The sequence below is a fragment of the Klebsiella sp. WP4-W18-ESBL-05 genome, from assembly GCF_014169075.1.
Taxonomy (GTDB): Bacteria; Pseudomonadota; Gammaproteobacteria; order Enterobacterales; family Enterobacteriaceae; genus Kluyvera; species Kluyvera ascorbata_B.
Map to the genome: position 1 here is coordinate 4,735,591 of NZ_AP022057.1, position 15,002 is coordinate 4,750,592.

General features: G+C 56.4%; 15 protein-coding genes. 3 read left to right on the forward strand and 12 right to left on the reverse strand.

Annotated features, from left to right (window positions below):
* Positions 1–26: 26 nt before the first annotated feature.
* From tatC to udp, 8 genes are all read right to left on the reverse strand, one after another.
* Positions 27–791 (reverse strand): Sec-independent protein translocase subunit TatC, encoded by a 765-nt coding sequence (gene tatC, locus H7R58_RS22550; protein WP_106929904.1) that lies wholly within the window; start codon positions 789–791, stop codon positions 27–29.
* A 2-nt stretch (positions 792–793) separates the two neighbouring features.
* Positions 794–1,324 (reverse strand): Sec-independent protein translocase protein TatB, encoded by a 531-nt coding sequence (tatB, locus tag H7R58_RS22555; protein ID WP_182929681.1) that lies wholly within the window; start codon positions 1,322–1,324, stop codon positions 794–796.
* 3 nt (positions 1,325–1,327) lie between these two features.
* Positions 1,328–1,582 carry a Sec-independent protein translocase subunit TatA gene (gene tatA, locus H7R58_RS22560; RefSeq protein WP_182934534.1) on the reverse strand — a complete coding sequence of 85 codons (255 nt, stop codon included), beginning with the start codon at positions 1,580–1,582 and terminating at the stop codon, positions 1,328–1,330.
* 76 nt (positions 1,583–1,658) lie between these two features.
* Positions 1,659–3,299: a ubiquinone biosynthesis regulatory protein kinase UbiB gene (gene ubiB / locus H7R58_RS22565; protein ID WP_106929898.1), complete on the reverse strand. Its 1,641-nt coding sequence runs from the start codon at positions 3,297–3,299 to the stop codon at positions 1,659–1,661.
* On the reverse strand, positions 3,296–3,901 hold the full coding sequence (gene ubiJ, locus H7R58_RS22570) for a ubiquinone biosynthesis protein UbiJ (RefSeq protein ID WP_106929896.1): 606 nt from the start codon (positions 3,899–3,901) through the stop codon (positions 3,296–3,298). The genes ubiB and ubiJ overlap by 4 nt, the downstream gene beginning before the upstream one ends.
* A gap of 15 nt (positions 3,902–3,916) precedes the next feature.
* Positions 3,917–4,672 carry a bifunctional demethylmenaquinone methyltransferase/2-methoxy-6-polyprenyl-1,4-benzoquinol methylase UbiE gene (ubiE, locus tag H7R58_RS22575; RefSeq protein ID WP_182929682.1) on the reverse strand — a complete coding sequence of 252 codons (756 nt, stop codon included), beginning with the start codon at positions 4,670–4,672 and terminating at the stop codon, positions 3,917–3,919.
* Between the two features lie 100 nt (positions 4,673–4,772).
* On the reverse strand, positions 4,773–6,137 hold the full coding sequence (rmuC, locus tag H7R58_RS22580; protein WP_413774322.1) for a DNA recombination protein RmuC: 1,365 nt from the start codon (positions 6,135–6,137) through the stop codon (positions 4,773–4,775).
* 187 nt (positions 6,138–6,324) lie between these two features.
* Positions 6,325–7,086 carry a uridine phosphorylase gene (gene udp, locus H7R58_RS22585; protein ID WP_182929684.1) on the reverse strand — a complete coding sequence of 254 codons (762 nt, stop codon included), beginning with the start codon at positions 7,084–7,086 and terminating at the stop codon, positions 6,325–6,327.
* Between the two features lie 238 nt (positions 7,087–7,324).
* Here udp and H7R58_RS22590 point away from each other — a divergent pair, with 238 nt between their 5' ends.
* Positions 7,325–8,137: a dienelactone hydrolase family protein gene (locus H7R58_RS22590; protein WP_106929888.1), complete on the forward strand. Its 813-nt coding sequence runs from the start codon at positions 7,325–7,327 to the stop codon at positions 8,135–8,137.
* A gap of 42 nt (positions 8,138–8,179) precedes the next feature.
* Here H7R58_RS22590 and metE read toward each other — a convergent pair whose 3' ends face one another.
* Complete coding sequence (metE, locus tag H7R58_RS22595; RefSeq protein WP_106929932.1) at positions 8,180–10,441, reverse strand: 5-methyltetrahydropteroyltriglutamate--homocysteine S-methyltransferase; 2,262 nt, start codon at positions 10,439–10,441, stop codon at positions 8,180–8,182.
* A gap of 117 nt (positions 10,442–10,558) precedes the next feature.
* Between metE and metR the strand changes: the two genes are divergently transcribed.
* Positions 10,559–11,512, forward strand: coding sequence for an HTH-type transcriptional regulator MetR (metR, locus tag H7R58_RS22600; protein WP_106929886.1), 954 nt, complete (start codon positions 10,559–10,561; stop codon positions 11,510–11,512).
* On the opposite strand, the gene H7R58_RS22605 is transcribed toward metR, so the two are convergent.
* The 3 genes from H7R58_RS22605 to pldB form a co-directional block, all read right to left on the reverse strand.
* Positions 11,400–12,299 (reverse strand): carboxylate/amino acid/amine transporter, encoded by a 900-nt coding sequence (locus H7R58_RS22605; RefSeq protein ID WP_182929685.1) that lies wholly within the window; start codon positions 12,297–12,299, stop codon positions 11,400–11,402. The genes metR and H7R58_RS22605 overlap by 113 nt on opposite strands.
* Positions 12,300–12,384: 85 nt before the next feature.
* A complete protein-coding gene (yigL, locus tag H7R58_RS22610; RefSeq protein ID WP_106929882.1) occupies positions 12,385–13,185 on the reverse strand; it encodes a sugar/pyridoxal phosphate phosphatase YigL in 801 nt (266 codons plus the stop codon).
* A gap of 41 nt (positions 13,186–13,226) precedes the next feature.
* Positions 13,227–14,219 (reverse strand): lysophospholipase L2, encoded by a 993-nt coding sequence (gene pldB, locus H7R58_RS22615; protein WP_106929880.1) that lies wholly within the window; start codon positions 14,217–14,219, stop codon positions 13,227–13,229.
* Between the two features lie 109 nt (positions 14,220–14,328).
* Between pldB and rhtB the strand changes: the two genes are divergently transcribed.
* Positions 14,329–14,949 (forward strand): homoserine/homoserine lactone efflux protein, encoded by a 621-nt coding sequence (gene rhtB / locus H7R58_RS22620; protein ID WP_106929878.1) that lies wholly within the window; start codon positions 14,329–14,331, stop codon positions 14,947–14,949.
* Positions 14,950–15,002: the final 53 nt, after the last annotated feature.

Sequence of the window (15,002 nt, forward strand, 5' to 3'; positions counted from 1 at the left end):
CAACCGCCCTGGCGGGCGGTTGGTGATTATTCTTCAGTGTGTTCCGCTTCCGCGTCTTCATCACGCGTGAGCCGCTTCCCGGCGTAGAAGCGGGAGAAGAACACGCCCACTTCAAACAGGCAGTACATCGGGATAGCCAGCAGCGTCTGCGAGAATACGTCCGGCGGCGTCAACAGCATACCGACCACGAACGCGCCGACCAGCACGTACGGGCGCTTCTTACGCAGGTCATCCGGCGTGGTCACGCCAACCCAGCAGAGCAGTACGATAGCGACCGGCACCTCAAACGACACGCCGAAGGCAATGAACAGCGACATGACGAAGTCGAGGTAGCTCTTAATGTCGGTGGAGACGAGCACGCCCTCCGGCGCCGTGTGCGTCAGGAAGCCAAAGGCCAGCGGAAACACCACAAAGTACGCAAACGCCATGCCGATGTAAAACAGCAGGGTGCTGGAAATCAGCAGCGGCACCACCAGACGGCGCTCATGTTTGTACAACGCTGGCGCCACGAACGCCCAGACCTGGTACAAAATCACCGGCGCAGAAAGGATCAGCGAAACCATAAAGGTCAGCTTGATCGGGGTGAAGAACGGCGATGCGACGTCGGTGGCGATCATCGTCGCGCCGACCGGCATTTGTTTGATCAGCGGTGCGGAAACCAGCTGATAGATATCATTGGCGAAGTAAACCAACGCCAGAAAAATGACGATGACCGCAATAATGCAGTTGAGCAGGCGCTTGCGCAGCTCAATCAAATGAGCGATCAGCGGTTGGGTATCTTCTACGCTCATGTTTACGATTTATCACTCGATGCGGGGGTGGATTCAGGCGCAGCGGCCGCAGAAATGTGCTCTTTCTCTGCCGGTTTAACCCGCTCGGCTTCCTCGGCCGGTGCGTCGACAGGCTTCGCCGTCGCGCCCTCAGTGGACGCCGGCTGAGACTCAGCGGCCTGCGGAGGCTCGGCAGTCTTATCCTTTGCCACTGGGTTATGAATGGTATTGGCCTCGTCACTCGCCTTTTCAGGGTCGTTAATCGAGTAAGACCGCTTCATCGACTCTGCCGCTTCACGCAGTTCGTCCATGGAAGCCTTCAGCTCAGGCGTCAGGCTATCCAGACTCGCTTTCTCCACTTTTTTCAGGCTGTCCTGAAACTCCTGGAGTTTAAGCTCCTGCGTCAGTTCGTTTTGCACGGTGGTCGCCAGCGAGCGCAGCGCCCGAATCCAGCCCACCACCGTTTTCACCGCCACCGGTAAACGTTTTGGCCCTAAAACAATCAGGCCAATCACGAACACCAGCAGCAGTTCACTGAAACCAATATCAAACACGCATTACACCTGCTCGTTGTCGTGGCGTTTCGCTTCGTCTTTCTTCGCACTTTCCTGCTTATCAGTAATTGATTTTGCAGTGAAATCTGCATCCTGGTCTGCTTTAGGCTTGCTATCGTCTTCATCACTCATCGCTTTCTTAAAGCCTTTGATGGACGCACCTAAGTCAGATCCCAGCGAGCTCAGCTTTTTAGTCCCGAAAAGCAGAACCACGATAACGACGATAATCAGCAAGTGCCAAATACTAATACCACCCATACAAGTTCCTCTGATAGATGATGAAATAATCAGCGCGCATTATACGTTATGCAGCACCCTGTTAGCGACGCATAATTCAGCGCGTCTTCCGCCACCCTGCGAGCCATACCACCAGCCCTCCAGCCATAAGCCACGCGGGTGTCAGCCCCCATTCCGGGCGTTGAATCAGTAATACTGTACCGCTCAGGAGTAAAACCGCGCCTATACCAAAGAGATAGCGCGACTGCCCCTGACGGGTACGGTGCGTCGCCATTTCCTGAGAAAGCTTCTCCAGGCTCACCTGTACCTGCTTGCTCTGACGCAGGCTGTCGTACACCAGTTCAGGCAGCTCCGGCATTTTTTCGATCCAGAACGGCGCTTTATCCTTCAGCGCGCGGAACAGTGCCGGAATACCGACCTGATCTTTGATCCACGACTCAAGGAATGGTTTTGCCGTCTTCCATAAATCTAACTGAGGATAGAGCTGACGTCCTACCCCTTCTACGTAAAGTAATGTCTTTTGCAGTAACACAAGCTGTGGCTGTACTTCCATGTTGAAGCGCCGCGCGGTGTTAAACAGGTTCAGCAACACGTGACCAAAAGAGATTTCTGCCAGCGGCTTTTCAAAGATGGGTTCGCAGACGGTACGAATGGCAAACTCGAACTCCTCAACGTTCGTGTCCGGCGGTACCCAGCCGGAATCAACGTGCAGCTCGGCCACTTTACGGTAGTCGCGATTAAAGAAAGCGATAAAGTTTTCAGCCAGATAGCGTTTATCGTCTTTATTCAATGAACCAACGATGCCGCAATCGATGCCAATATACTGCGGGTCTTCCGGATGTTCATAGCTGACAAAAATATTGCCTGGATGCATGTCGGCATGGAAGAAGCTGTCGCGGAATACCTGGGTGAAAAACACCTGCACGCCGCGCTCGGCAAGCAGCTTCATGTTGGTATTCTGCTTCTCAAGCGTTTCGATATCCGACACCGGGATGCCGTAGATACGCTCCATCACCAGCATGTCGACACGACAATAATCTGAATACACTTCCGGCACGTACAGCATCGGGCTGTTTTCAAAGTTACGCCTTAGCTGGATGGCGTTTGCCGCTTCACGCAGCAGGTTCAGCTCGTCGATCAGCGTTTTTTCATAGTCGCGCACCACTTCTAACGGGCGCAGGCGACGGCCGTCCGGCAGCAGGCGGGGAACCCAGCGCGCCAGGCGGTAAATCAGCTTCATGTCCGCTTTAATCACCGGCAGGATATCCGGGCGGATAACCTTAATCACCACCTCTTTGCCGTTTTCTTTTAAACGCGCGGTATGCACCTGGGCAATGGAGGCAGAGGCCAGCGGCTCAATATCAAAATCGTCAAACCAGCTTTCCACAGGAATATCGCCCATGGATCTTTCAATCTGCTGTTTTGCCAGCTTTCCGTCAAACGGCGCCACGCGGTCCTGCAGCATGATGAGCTGATCGGCAATCTGAGGAGGGAAAAGGTCGCGGCGGGTAGAGAGCATTTGCCCGAATTTAATCCATACCGGGCCAAGCTCCTGTAGCGCCAGGCGCAGACGCTCGCCCAGCGGCTTATCCTTGTGGCGGTTCGGCATCCAGAACAGCAGCCGACGCCCCATACGCAGCGGCAGCGTGATGCGCATTTTGGGTATGAGCTCATCAAGCCCGTAGCTCAAAAAGGTGCGGATGATAAAGTACAGGCGCCGTAATTCTCCTGGCGTCATTTCCCCTCCAGTTTTTCCAACCGTTTGGTCAGCGCCGCAAGCTCACGCTCGACCGCCGCCGTCTCTTCCGCAAACCAGGCAACTTCCAGGGCACCCGGCGCCAGACGCCACTCTTCGGTCAGCGTTTCAGCCACATAGCGCTGCTGACGCGCCAGACCGTGCTGTAAGCACTTCGCCCCGCCGCGCAGCAGTTTGCTGACGCCCTCGGCGGCGATATCGCCGGTATAGGGCGCAAGCAGCTCGGCCGGGTCAAACTCGGCAAGATCGGCCAGCGATACCAGGTTTTGTACCACCTGGAGATCGCCCTGCACTTCCAAATCGTTATTGCGGATAAGAGCGGTCAACTGCTGGCGATTGCGCAGCTGTGGTAACACGCTGAGGCGGGTGATGACGGTGCAATCAGCCTCGCCTTCCCACGCGCCCAGCACGTCGACCTGACGCTCGCTGAAGACCAGCACCAGCGGCGAGGAAAATTCTTTGAGCTCAATGCGCAGTACTTTCCCGATAAGGCGCTGACGGGCAGGCTTTAACGCTTTTTCGCGCCACAGCAGCGCGTTAATAGCGGTCTCGATGCTGCCGGTCATTAAGGGTTTTAAAGGCATACGGCCCCCCACTTATCAGAATTTATAGCCGCGGTGCAGCGCGACAATCCCTGCCGTCAGGTTGTAGTAGTCAACGTTTTCCAGCCCGGCGTTCTGCATCATCGCTTTCAGTGTGTCCTGATCCGGATGCATACGAATAGACTCCGCCAGATAGCGATAGCTGTCTGCGTCATTGGCCACCGCTTCACCGATACGCGGCAGAATGTGGAACGAATAGGCATCGTAGGCCTTACTCAGCGGGTCGAAAACCGGTTTGGAGAACTCGAGCACCAGCAGGCGTCCACCCGGTTTCAGCACGCGGTACATAGAGCGCAGCGCTTTGTCTTTGTCGGTGACGTTGCGCAGGCCGAAGGAGATAGTGATCAGATCGAAGGTGTTATCCGGGAACGGCAGCGCTTCTGCGTTCGCCTGAACATATTCCACGTTGCCCACCACGCCGATGTTACGCAGCTTTTCGCGCCCCATTTTCAGCATGGATTCGTTAATATCCGCCAGCACAACGCGGCCGGTTTCACCGACCATACGCGAGAATTTTGCCGTCAGGTCGCCGGTACCGCCCGCCAGATCGAGGACCGTCTGTCCACGGCGCACGCCGCTGCAATCAATGGTAAAACGCTTCCATAGACGATGAATACCGAATGACATCAGGTCATTCATGACATCGTATTTTGCGGCGACAGAATGGAATACATGCGCCACCATGTCTTCTTTCTGAGATTTGGCGATTGTCTGAAAGCCAAAGTGCGTCGTTTCTTGTGAATCCTCAACCATCTCTATGCCTGCTTATCAAGAAAATGTTCATGGAGTGTAACAGATTGGGCGCAATTGCCCTACGATTCCACCCCGTTACGAAATCCGCTGCGCGGCCGGGTTAGCGGCGTTCTGCGGCTAACGAATTGTCATCATTGGAGTCCGTGTCGTCGCGCAGACGAAAATCATCGTCCTGCGCCGTAGCCTGCTCGACCAAATCCGGATTAATCTCGCGCTTCACCTCAACGCCAAGATGGCGGAAGGCTTCCGCCTGCGTGAGCAGATTGCCGCGCCCGGTAGTGAGTTTTTTCATCGCCTGGCGGTAGTTATCCTGCGCTTTATCGAGACTCTGGCCAATAGCCGACATGTCATCCACGAAGAGCCGCATTTTGTCATATAAGCGGCTGGCGCGTTCAGCAATATGTTGCGCATTGCGGCTCTGATGTTCATAGCGCCACAGGTTGGCAATCGTACGCAGCGCCACCAGCAGCGTGGTGGGGCTAACCAGCATAATGTTATTTTTCAGCGCCTCGCTGATAAGTTCGGGCTGGCGATCCAGGGCCAACAGAAACGCCGGCTCAACGGGGATAAACATCAGCACATAGTCCAGCGAACGCAGACCCGGCAGCTGCTGATAATCTTTACGCCCCAGCTGGCGGATATGATTACGTACCGCTGCGATATGCTCCTGCAGCGCCGCTTCGCGGGTGTAGTCATCGTCGGCGTTAAAGTAGCGCTCGTAGGCCACCAGGGTCATTTTGGCATCCACCACCACGTCTTTACGGTGCGGCAGGCGGACGATCACGTCCGGCTGCATGCGTGAATGACTATCGGTCGCGATACTCACCTGGGTTTCGTATTCGTGCCCTTCGCGCAGGCCAGAGGCCTCCAGCACGCGGGTCAGCACCACCTCACCCCAGTTGCCCTGGGTTTTATTGTCGCCTTTCAGCGCCCGCGTCAGATTGACCGCTTCCTGCGCCATCTGCGCGTTCAACTGCTGAAGATTGCGAATTTCATGCGCCAGGGTATGACGCTCGCGCGCCTCCTGGCCGAAGCTTTCCTGCACCTGACGGCGAAAACCATCGAGCTGCTCGCGCAGCGGCGTGAGCAGGCCGTGCAGACTCTGCCGGTTCTGTTCATCCACGCGGCGGTTGCTTTGCTCGAAGATACGGTTGGCAAGGTTTTCAAACTGCTCGCTCAGTCGCTGCTCGCTGTTAAGCATCAGGCGATATTTTTCATCGCCGTGCTGGCGGGTGGTTTCCAGCAGCGTGGTCACCTCGCGCAGGTCGACCTCTAGCGACGAGTTGATTTCCCGCAGGTTGCGTAGCTCGTTATTCAGCAGCTCGCACTCTTCGCGCCAGTGGGCATTCTGGGCTATCTGCTGTTTCGCCGCGCTCAGTTCGCCGTAAATATCACGCTCTTCCGCCAGCCGTTCTGCCCGCTGCTGCGCCACGCGATAGCTCGCCGCCAGCCAGCCAATCACCATGCCCGCAAGCGCTACCAGCGCATAAATCACCACGGCAATATCCACAATGCCCCCTGCCTAAACCGGTTATCTGCAAAAAATAGAATTGTGCTGTATAAACGTCCAGTTTTAAAGCAGTTTCCTGCGAGCGTCCACGCAAAAAGAAAAAGGCCGAACGAGTCGGCCTTTTGTCGGGGGAAAACCAGAATTACAGCAGACGGCGCGCCGCTTCCACCACGATTTTCACCGCGTGGCTTTCGGTCTGCTTCATGGTCTCTGCATTCGGAATTTCCTGCTGGGTGCGGTTGACGATAACGCCCGCCACCATCCCGGCACGCAGACCCTGGCTTGAACACATGGTCAGCAGCGTAGCGGATTCCATTTCGTAGTTCATCACGCCCATTGACTGCCACTCTTCCATGGAGCCTTTGAAGTTTCTTACTACGCGGCCAGAGAAGGTGTCATAGCGCTCCTGGCCAGGATAGAAGGTATCAGAAGACGCCGTTACGCCCACGTGGGTGGTCGCGCCAACGGCTTTTGCGGCTTCAACCAGCGCGGTAGTACAGGCGAAATCGGCAACCGCCGGGTATTCCATCGGCGCAAAGTGCAGGCTTGCACCGTCCAGACGGACCGATGCGGTGGTGACCAGAACGTCACCGACGTTGATATTTGGCTGGATAGCGCCCGTTGTACCGACACGCAGGAAGGTACGAATACCGAGCTGTGCCAGCTCTTCTACGGCGATAGAGGTTGATGGGCCACCGATACCGGTTGAGCACACGATAACCGGCTTGCCGTCGAGTTCAGCACGCCAGGAGGTAAATTCACGATGCGATGCCAGTTTGACCGGCTTTTCCATCAGCGCGGCGATCTTTTCCACACGCTCCGGGTCACCGGGGACGATAGCTAACGTCGCCCCTTGTAGGTCGTTTTTAGTGAGGCCGAGATGAAAAACATCAGACTTGGACATAAAGAACTCCTCTGTGGTTCAGTTTTGTCAGAAGAAGCAAAAATGTACTTTATAGAAGACCATGACTCTTTTTCGTGACTACAATCACTAAGAACTAAAATTATTACATTCAATTCCACTTAATTAGTGATTTACATCACATTAACAAGTTATTGTTAATTCCTGCTGCACAAAAATACGTCGCATTGAGGCACTGTTATTTGGCTATGCGTTTATTTAAAAGGGTACGGAGAATGCCATGACAACCAACAAACAACCTGGATTTGCCCCTGCTGCTTCACCTCATGCCTCAACAACCGTTCATACGCCCGGAGAGGCCATTACGGCGGGTGAAACCTCTATTCCGTCACAGGGCGATATGCTGCCAGCCTATCACGCGCGGCCAAAGCACAGCGATGCGCCGCTACCGGTAATCATCGTAGTGCAGGAGATTTTTGGCGTCCATGAACACATCCGCGATATCTGCCGCCGGCTGGCGCTGGAAGGGTATCTGGCCATCGCCCCGGAGCTCTATTTCCGCGAGGGCGATCCGAATGATTATGATGACATCCCCTCGCTGTTCAGCGGCCTGGTGACCAAAGTTCCCGATGCGCAGGTGCTGGCCGATCTCGACCACGTCGCCAGCTGGGCGGCCCGCAACGGCGGCGATGCCAACCGCCTGGCGATCACCGGCTTCTGCTGGGGCGGGCGCATTACGTGGCTGTACGCCGCGCACAACCCGCAGTTGAAAGCGGCCGTCGCCTGGTACGGTCGTCTGACGGGAGACAAAACGCTGAATAGCCCTAAACATCCGGTCGATATCGCCGTCGATCTCAATGCGCCGGTGCTAGGTCTGTACGGCGGTGAAGATACCGGTATTTCACTCGATTCGGTGGAAACCATGCGTCAGGCGCTGCGGGCAGCAAACGCCAAAGCGGAAATCGTGGTTTATCCAGATGCGGGCCATGCCTTCAACGCTGACTACCGCCCGAGCTATCACGAGGAGTCGGCGAAAGACGGCTGGCAGCGCATGCTGGCGTGGTTCGCACAGTACAACGGCAAGAAAGGCTAACATTTCAGTAAAAAGAAAACGGAGGCAACCGCCTCCGTTTTTTTATCCCTGACGCAAATTCTGCGCCGCCTTCACCATATTTGCCAACGCCGCTCGCGTTTCCGGCCAGCCGCGCGTCTTCAGGCCGCAGTCCGGGTTTACCCACAAGCGCTCCGCCGGAATACGCTGCGCCGCTTTCTTCAACAGCGCTTCAATCCACTCCACGCTCGGGACGTTCGGCGAGTGAATATCGTAGACACCCGGCCCGATCTCGTTTGGATAATCGAACGCCTCAAACGACTCCAGCAGCTCCATGTCGGAACGCGAGGTTTCGATAGTAATCACATCAGCATCAAGCGCGGCAATGGAATCCATAATGTCGTTGAACTCGCAGTAACACATATGGGTGTGGATCTGGGTTTCATCCTTCGCCACTGCGGCGTTGATACGGAAGGCCTCCACGCCCCACGCCAGATAGGCAGCCCAATCACTGCGACGCAGCGGCAGCCCTTCACGCAGCGCCGGTTCATCAATCTGGATAATACCAATCCCCGCCGCCTCGAGATCTGCCACTTCGTCGCGCAGCGCCAGCGCAATTTGTTTGGCGATGGTTTCGCGGGTCACATCTTCGCGTGGGAACGACCAGCAAAGAATGGTCACTGGGCCAGTCAACATCCCTTTTACCGGTTTGTCGGTCAGCGTCTGCGCGTACTTCGCCCACTCCACGGTTATCGGTTCCGGGCGGCTTACGTCGCCAATCACCACTGGCGGCTTCACGCAGCGGGAGCCATAGCTCTGCACCCAGCCATTCTGGGTGAAGACGAAGCCGTCCAGGTGCTCCCCAAAGTACTCCACCATGTCATTACGCTCGGCTTCGCCGTGCACCAGTACGTCGAGGCCCAGACGCTCTTGTTCAATAATCGCCTGCTTAATGTGTTCAGCAATTCCGGTGCGATAGCGGTTTGCATCGAGATTGCCCTTTTTAAAGTCCAGACGCAGGCCGCGTATCTCGGTCGTTTGCGGGAACGAACCAATTGTGGTGGTCGGCCACGCGGGTAAATTAAAGCGCTCACGCTGCGCGGCCGCACGGGTCGGGTACGCACTGGTTCGCTGGCTATCCTGTGCGGTAATTGCCGCCAGCCGTTTTTCAACCGCCGGGTTATGCACGCGGGTCGAGTGACGACGAGCCTGAATCGGCGCGCTCCACTCAACAATACCCGTCGTGTCACCGCTGTTCAGCGCATCACGCAGCAGTGCCAGTTCGCCACATTTTTGCAGGGCGAAGGCAAACCAGCTCTTCACTTCCGCATCCAGTCGGGTTTCCACACTCAGATCGATGGGGCTATGCAACAGCGAGCAAGAAGAGGCAACCCACAGCGCTCGCTTGCCGACGATATCTTTAATTTGCGCGTATTTTTCGCTGAGATCGGCGCGCCAGACGTTACGACCATTGATCAGGCCAGCGGAGAGCAGCCAGTCTGCAGGCAGGCGTTGATGCAGTTCGCCCACATCATCGTTGCCGTGGACAAGGTCGACGTGCAGCCCCTGAACCGGCAGCGCGGCGATGGTGTCCAGGTTCGGCGTGACGCCTTCAAAGTAGGTCGTCAACAGTAGCTTCAGCTGCCCGGCAAGCGCATCGTATGCCGGTTTGAAGGCATTCAGCCACGCCTGCGGCAGCTCCAGCACCAGCGCTGGTTCATCGATTTGCACCCACTCAATACCGCGTTTTGCCAGCTCGGCCAGCACCTGCTGGTAAACCGGCAGAATATCGTTCAGCAGGCTCAGGCGGTTGAATGGCTCGCCCTTTACTTTGCCCAGCCACAGGTAGGTTATCGGCCCCAGCAGCACAGGCTTCACCTTGTGGCCGAGCGCCAGCGCTTCGTCCACTTCATCCAGCAGTTGAGTCCAGGTCAGCTTGAACTGCTGGCCTTTGGTGAATTCCGGCACCATGTAGTGGTAGTTGGTGTTAAACCATTTGGTCATTTCGGCCGCCGCAGCAGGCTCGCCGGTTGGCGCGCGGCCGCGCCCAATGCGGAAGAGCGTATCAATATCAACGGAGCCGTCTTTGTTCTGGTGGCGAGCCGGGACATTGCCCAGCAGCAGGCTGGTCGTCAGTACGTGATCGTACCAGGCAAAATCGCCGACCGGCAGCAGGTCAACGCCCGCCTGTTTTTGCTGCTCCCAGTGACGGGCCCGCAGTTCGCGGCCCACGGTCAGCAGATCTTCACGGGAGGCGTTCCCCGCCCAGTAGCTCTCTTGCGCTTTTTTCAGCTCGCGATGCAGGCCAACGCGAGGAAAACCGAGGGTGTGGTTTTGAATAGTCATCATATGCCTCTCATGGAATTTTCAGTATTTAGCCATCCAGATGTTTACACATCCATAATCGACAGGTACTGTATAATCCTCAAGCGCAAATTGTTCATGCCGAAGTGAAGGACTTTCATGATTGAAATTAAACATCTGAAAACGCTCCAGGCGTTGCGAAACAGCGGATCGCTCGCGGCTGCCGCGGCAACGCTGCATCAGACGCAATCCGCCCTTTCTCACCAGTTCAGCGATCTGGAGCAGCGCCTCGGCTTTCGACTGTTTGTCCGCAAGAGTCAGCCGCTGCGCTTCACGCCGCAGGGCGAGATTCTGTTGCAGCTGGCTAATCAGGTGCTGCCGCAAATCGCGCAGGCGCTGCAGGCCTGCCACGAGCCGCAGCAGGCAACGCTGCGTATTGCTATCGAATGCCACAGCTGTATTCAGTGGCTGACGCCTGCGCTTGAGAATTTCCGCAAACAGTGGCCGCAGGTGGAGATGGACTTTAAGTCCGGCGTCACCTTCGACCCGCAGCCAGCGTTACAGCAAAGCGAGCTCGATATTGTCCTGACATCCGATATTCTGCCACGCAGCGGCCTGCACTATTCACCGATGTTTGATTATGAAGTGCGCCTGATTCTCTCACCGGATCACCCTCTGGCGACCAAAGCACGCGTGACGCCGGAAGACCTGGCGGCGGAAACGCTGCTGATTTACCCGGTGCAGCGTCAGCGCCTGGATATCTGGCGTCACTTCCTGCAGCCAGCGGGGATCAGCCCGCAGTTGAAAAGCGTCGATAACACGCTGCTGTTGATTCAGATGGTGGCCGCGCGGATGGGCATTGCCGCCCTGCCGCACTGGGTGGTGGAAAGCTTCGAGCGCCAGGGTCTGGTGGTCACCAAAACCCTGGGCGAAGGGCTGTGGAGCCGGCTATACGCCGCCGTGCGCGACGGCGAGCAGCGTCAGCCGGTCGTGGACGCGTTTATTCGCTCAGCGCGGAACCACGCTTGCGATCATCTGCCGTTTGTGAAGAATGCCGAACGATCCAGTGCCGATGCACCCACAGCGAGGCCAGGATCACAGCCGCGCCTGTAAGGAAGGTCGGCCAGTGGGGCTGCTGGTGCCAGATAGCCAGATTCACCAGCAGGCCCGCAGGTACGTGCATATTGTTCATGATGCCGAGGGTGCCTGCATCTACCTGCGTAGCACCGTAGTTCCACATGAAGTAGCCAATTCCCGACGCCACCACGCCAAGAAACACCAGGATGCCCCACTGCGGTAGCGTCTGCGGCATTTTCTGCGCATTGCCAAGCAGCGTCCAGGCCACCACCGCCACCAGAAACGCGCCAAGATAGAACCAGGCAAATGCGTTATGCTGCGGCATCGGGCGGGTTTCCATCAGCCGTTTGTAGCCCACCATACCGATAGCGAAAACGATATTAGAGAGCTGCACCAGCACCAGGCCGGTCCAGAAATGGTGGGTGACATGGTCGTAGCGGATAATCCCCGCGCCAATCACCGCCAGCAGCGCGCTAAAAGCGTAGCTCCAGCGCAGGCGACGACCGCTCATCAGGTCATAAATCAGCGTGATATAGAGCGGCGTTAGCACGGTAAACAGCAGAAGCTCCGATACGGTCAGATACAGGTATGCGCGGAAACTCAGCATATACATAATGCCAAGCTGCATCACGCCCACCAGCATATACAGCCCCACGGTTTTCAGACTGTGCCCGCGCGTACGCAGGAACGGCAGAAACACCAGCGCCGCCAGCCCCACGCGCACCAGCACCGCAAAGTAGCTATCAACATGCCCGGCAAGATATTCGCCGTAAAAGCTAAACGAGAAAGCCCACAGAATCGTGGTAATAATCAGGAGCGCCACAATGAATGTCCGATTGGAAAATGAACATTCATTGTAGCGGAGATGGAAGTTGACAACTGACTACAAAACAGACACTCGTCAATAATTAATCGAGATACAGCTTACGCAGATAGTGCGGCACCGCGTCATCGGCATTCGAACCAATGACCTCAAGGTCTGGATGCAGATCTTTCAGACGCTGGTGCGCCCCTTCCATAATGCAGCCTTTACCGGCCATCGACAGCATTTCCGCATCGTTCATACCATCGCCAAACGCGATGCAGTCTTTCAGCGTATAGCCCATCGCTTTTGCAACGGCTTCCAGCGCATGGCCTTTTGAGACACCACCGGCCATTACTTCCAGACAGGTCAGGGTGGAGAAGCTGACGTTGACGCGGTCGCCCCAGCGGGCGTTGATCGCCTGTTCCAGCGGCAGCAGCGTCTCGTGATCGTTGCAGGTAAAGAAGACCTTACTCACGCCTTCCGGTTCCAGCATACCCGGCTCATAGAGGGTGTAGTTGAACACCGCTTCTTTGAAAAAACGCATCTCTTCCGGACGATGGCGATTCATAAACCACTCGTCTTCACGATAGACGTTGGTCACGATATCCGGGTTGCCGTGGACGATACCAAACAGATCGGCGGCAATATCACGATCGAGGTTGTGGGCGAAAACCTGTTTGCCGTCGGCGTCGTGCACGCGCGCGCCGTTGGAGGTGATCATGTAAGATTTGATCCCCAGGTTATCGCGGATTTGCCCGACGTCGATATAGTGACGCCCGGTGGCGAACACAAAGTTCAGACCGCGCTCGGTCAGCAGCTGCAACGTCTCTTTGGCGTACGGCGTTAAGTGGTGGTCAGGGGAGAGTAAGGTGCCATCTAGATCGGACGCGACTACCTGGTACATAAACGAATTTAACCTCTAAAAAGTGCGGCGCTGACGCCGAATTAAGGGTGCCGATGGAAAAAATCGACGATGGCATTGAGCGCGACTGAGCGCATAGTGTCCTTTTCAAAAAGGATCTCATGGTAGGCACCTTCGATCACCAGCGGTTTACCCCCCTCGCAGGGATGGCCCGCTTCGGCGCGAAGTGCGCAATAACGGTCGTGCATACGGTTATCCACAACGCGTTCTTCTTCTGCCTGAATCAGCAGCACCGGGAACGTGTCGTTCACCGCGTTGGCAAGGATTTGCTCCCCGGCCAGAATGCCTTCTCTGACCCAGTGGTACGTCGGCCCGCCTACGCGTAGCCGGGGTTCATCGGCGTAAAAACGCACGTTGCGCCGATAGCGTTCGCGGCTATGGGTCAGCACGTTGAGACCGAACGGCAGCGCATGCCAGCGACCCGTACCCATGGCATACCCTTCCCGAAGACGCTGATGGCCCTCAGCCCAATCGAGAAGCGGCCGTACCACCCATTCCGGCAGACGCATGATAATACCGAACATCGGCGCGCAAAGCGCGACGGCATCACAGCCCTGCGGATAGCGTTGCAAAAACTGCGTTGCAATCGCGCCCCCCATGGAGTGAGCCAGAATAAACCGCTGGCGCCAGCGCCCGGGCAGCACCTCTTGCTGCCAGAAGGCGGCCAGATCGTCGACGTAGTCGCTAAAGTTCGCCACGTGCCCACGATGAGGATCCGAAAGCATACGCCCGGAACGCCCCTGACCGCGATGGTCAATAATCAGTACATCAAAACCGCTGTGGAAGAGATCGTACGCCAGTTCCGCATACTTCACATAGCTTTCAATTCGCCCAGGGCAAACCACGATAACCCGGTCATGCTGGTCCGAACTGAAGCGAACAAATCGTACCGGAACGCAATCGACGCCGCTAAACTCTGCCTCTTCCCGCCCGCGCCAGAAATCCATTAACGGCCCGGTGGTAAACGCAGCGAACGCGTTTTCTCTGGTATTCCAATCCTTTTGCTGTTGAAACATCGGGCTTCCACCCCTGTTAACCGCTGAAAATTGTTTTTTTGTGACGTATAACACAACGTCTGCACATTAGCGTATTGTGGCATAAAAACAGACAATCAGGGAGTTTCTCATGACCTTCGAATGGTGGTTCGCCTACCTGCTAACATCCATAATTCTCAGCCTGTCACCGGGCTCAGGTGCGATCAATACCATGACAACCTCCATCAACCACGGCTACCGCGGCGCAGCGGCGTCAATTGCCGGGCTGCAGACCGGTCTGGCGATTCATATCGTGCTGGTTGGCGTAGGACTGGGGACGCTGTTTTCCCGCTCGGTGCTGGCGTTTGAAGTGCTGAAGTGGGCGGGCGCGGCATACCTGATTTGGCTCGGTATCCAACAGTGGCGGGCAGCGGGTGCTATCGACTTGAAAACGCTGGCGAAAACACAGTCGCGAGGCAAGCTGTTCCAGCGGGCGATATTCGTAAACCTGACTAACCCGAAAAGCATCGTATTTCTTGCCGCGCTGTTCCCGCAGTTTATCGTGCCGCATCAGCCGCAGGTCATGCAGTATCTGGTACTCGGCGTGACCACCATCGTGGTCGATATCATCGTGATGATTGGCTACGCTACGCTGGCGCAGCGTATTTCGGCGTGGATTAAAGGGCCGAAGCAGATGAAAGCGTTGAATAAGGTGTTTGGTTCACTGTTTATGCTGGTAGGGGCGCTGCTGGCGTCGGCACGGCACGCGTGAACGCGGCTCGCAGTTTTTTTGTCACCAACGTTGCTGGCCGCCAAATTGGTACG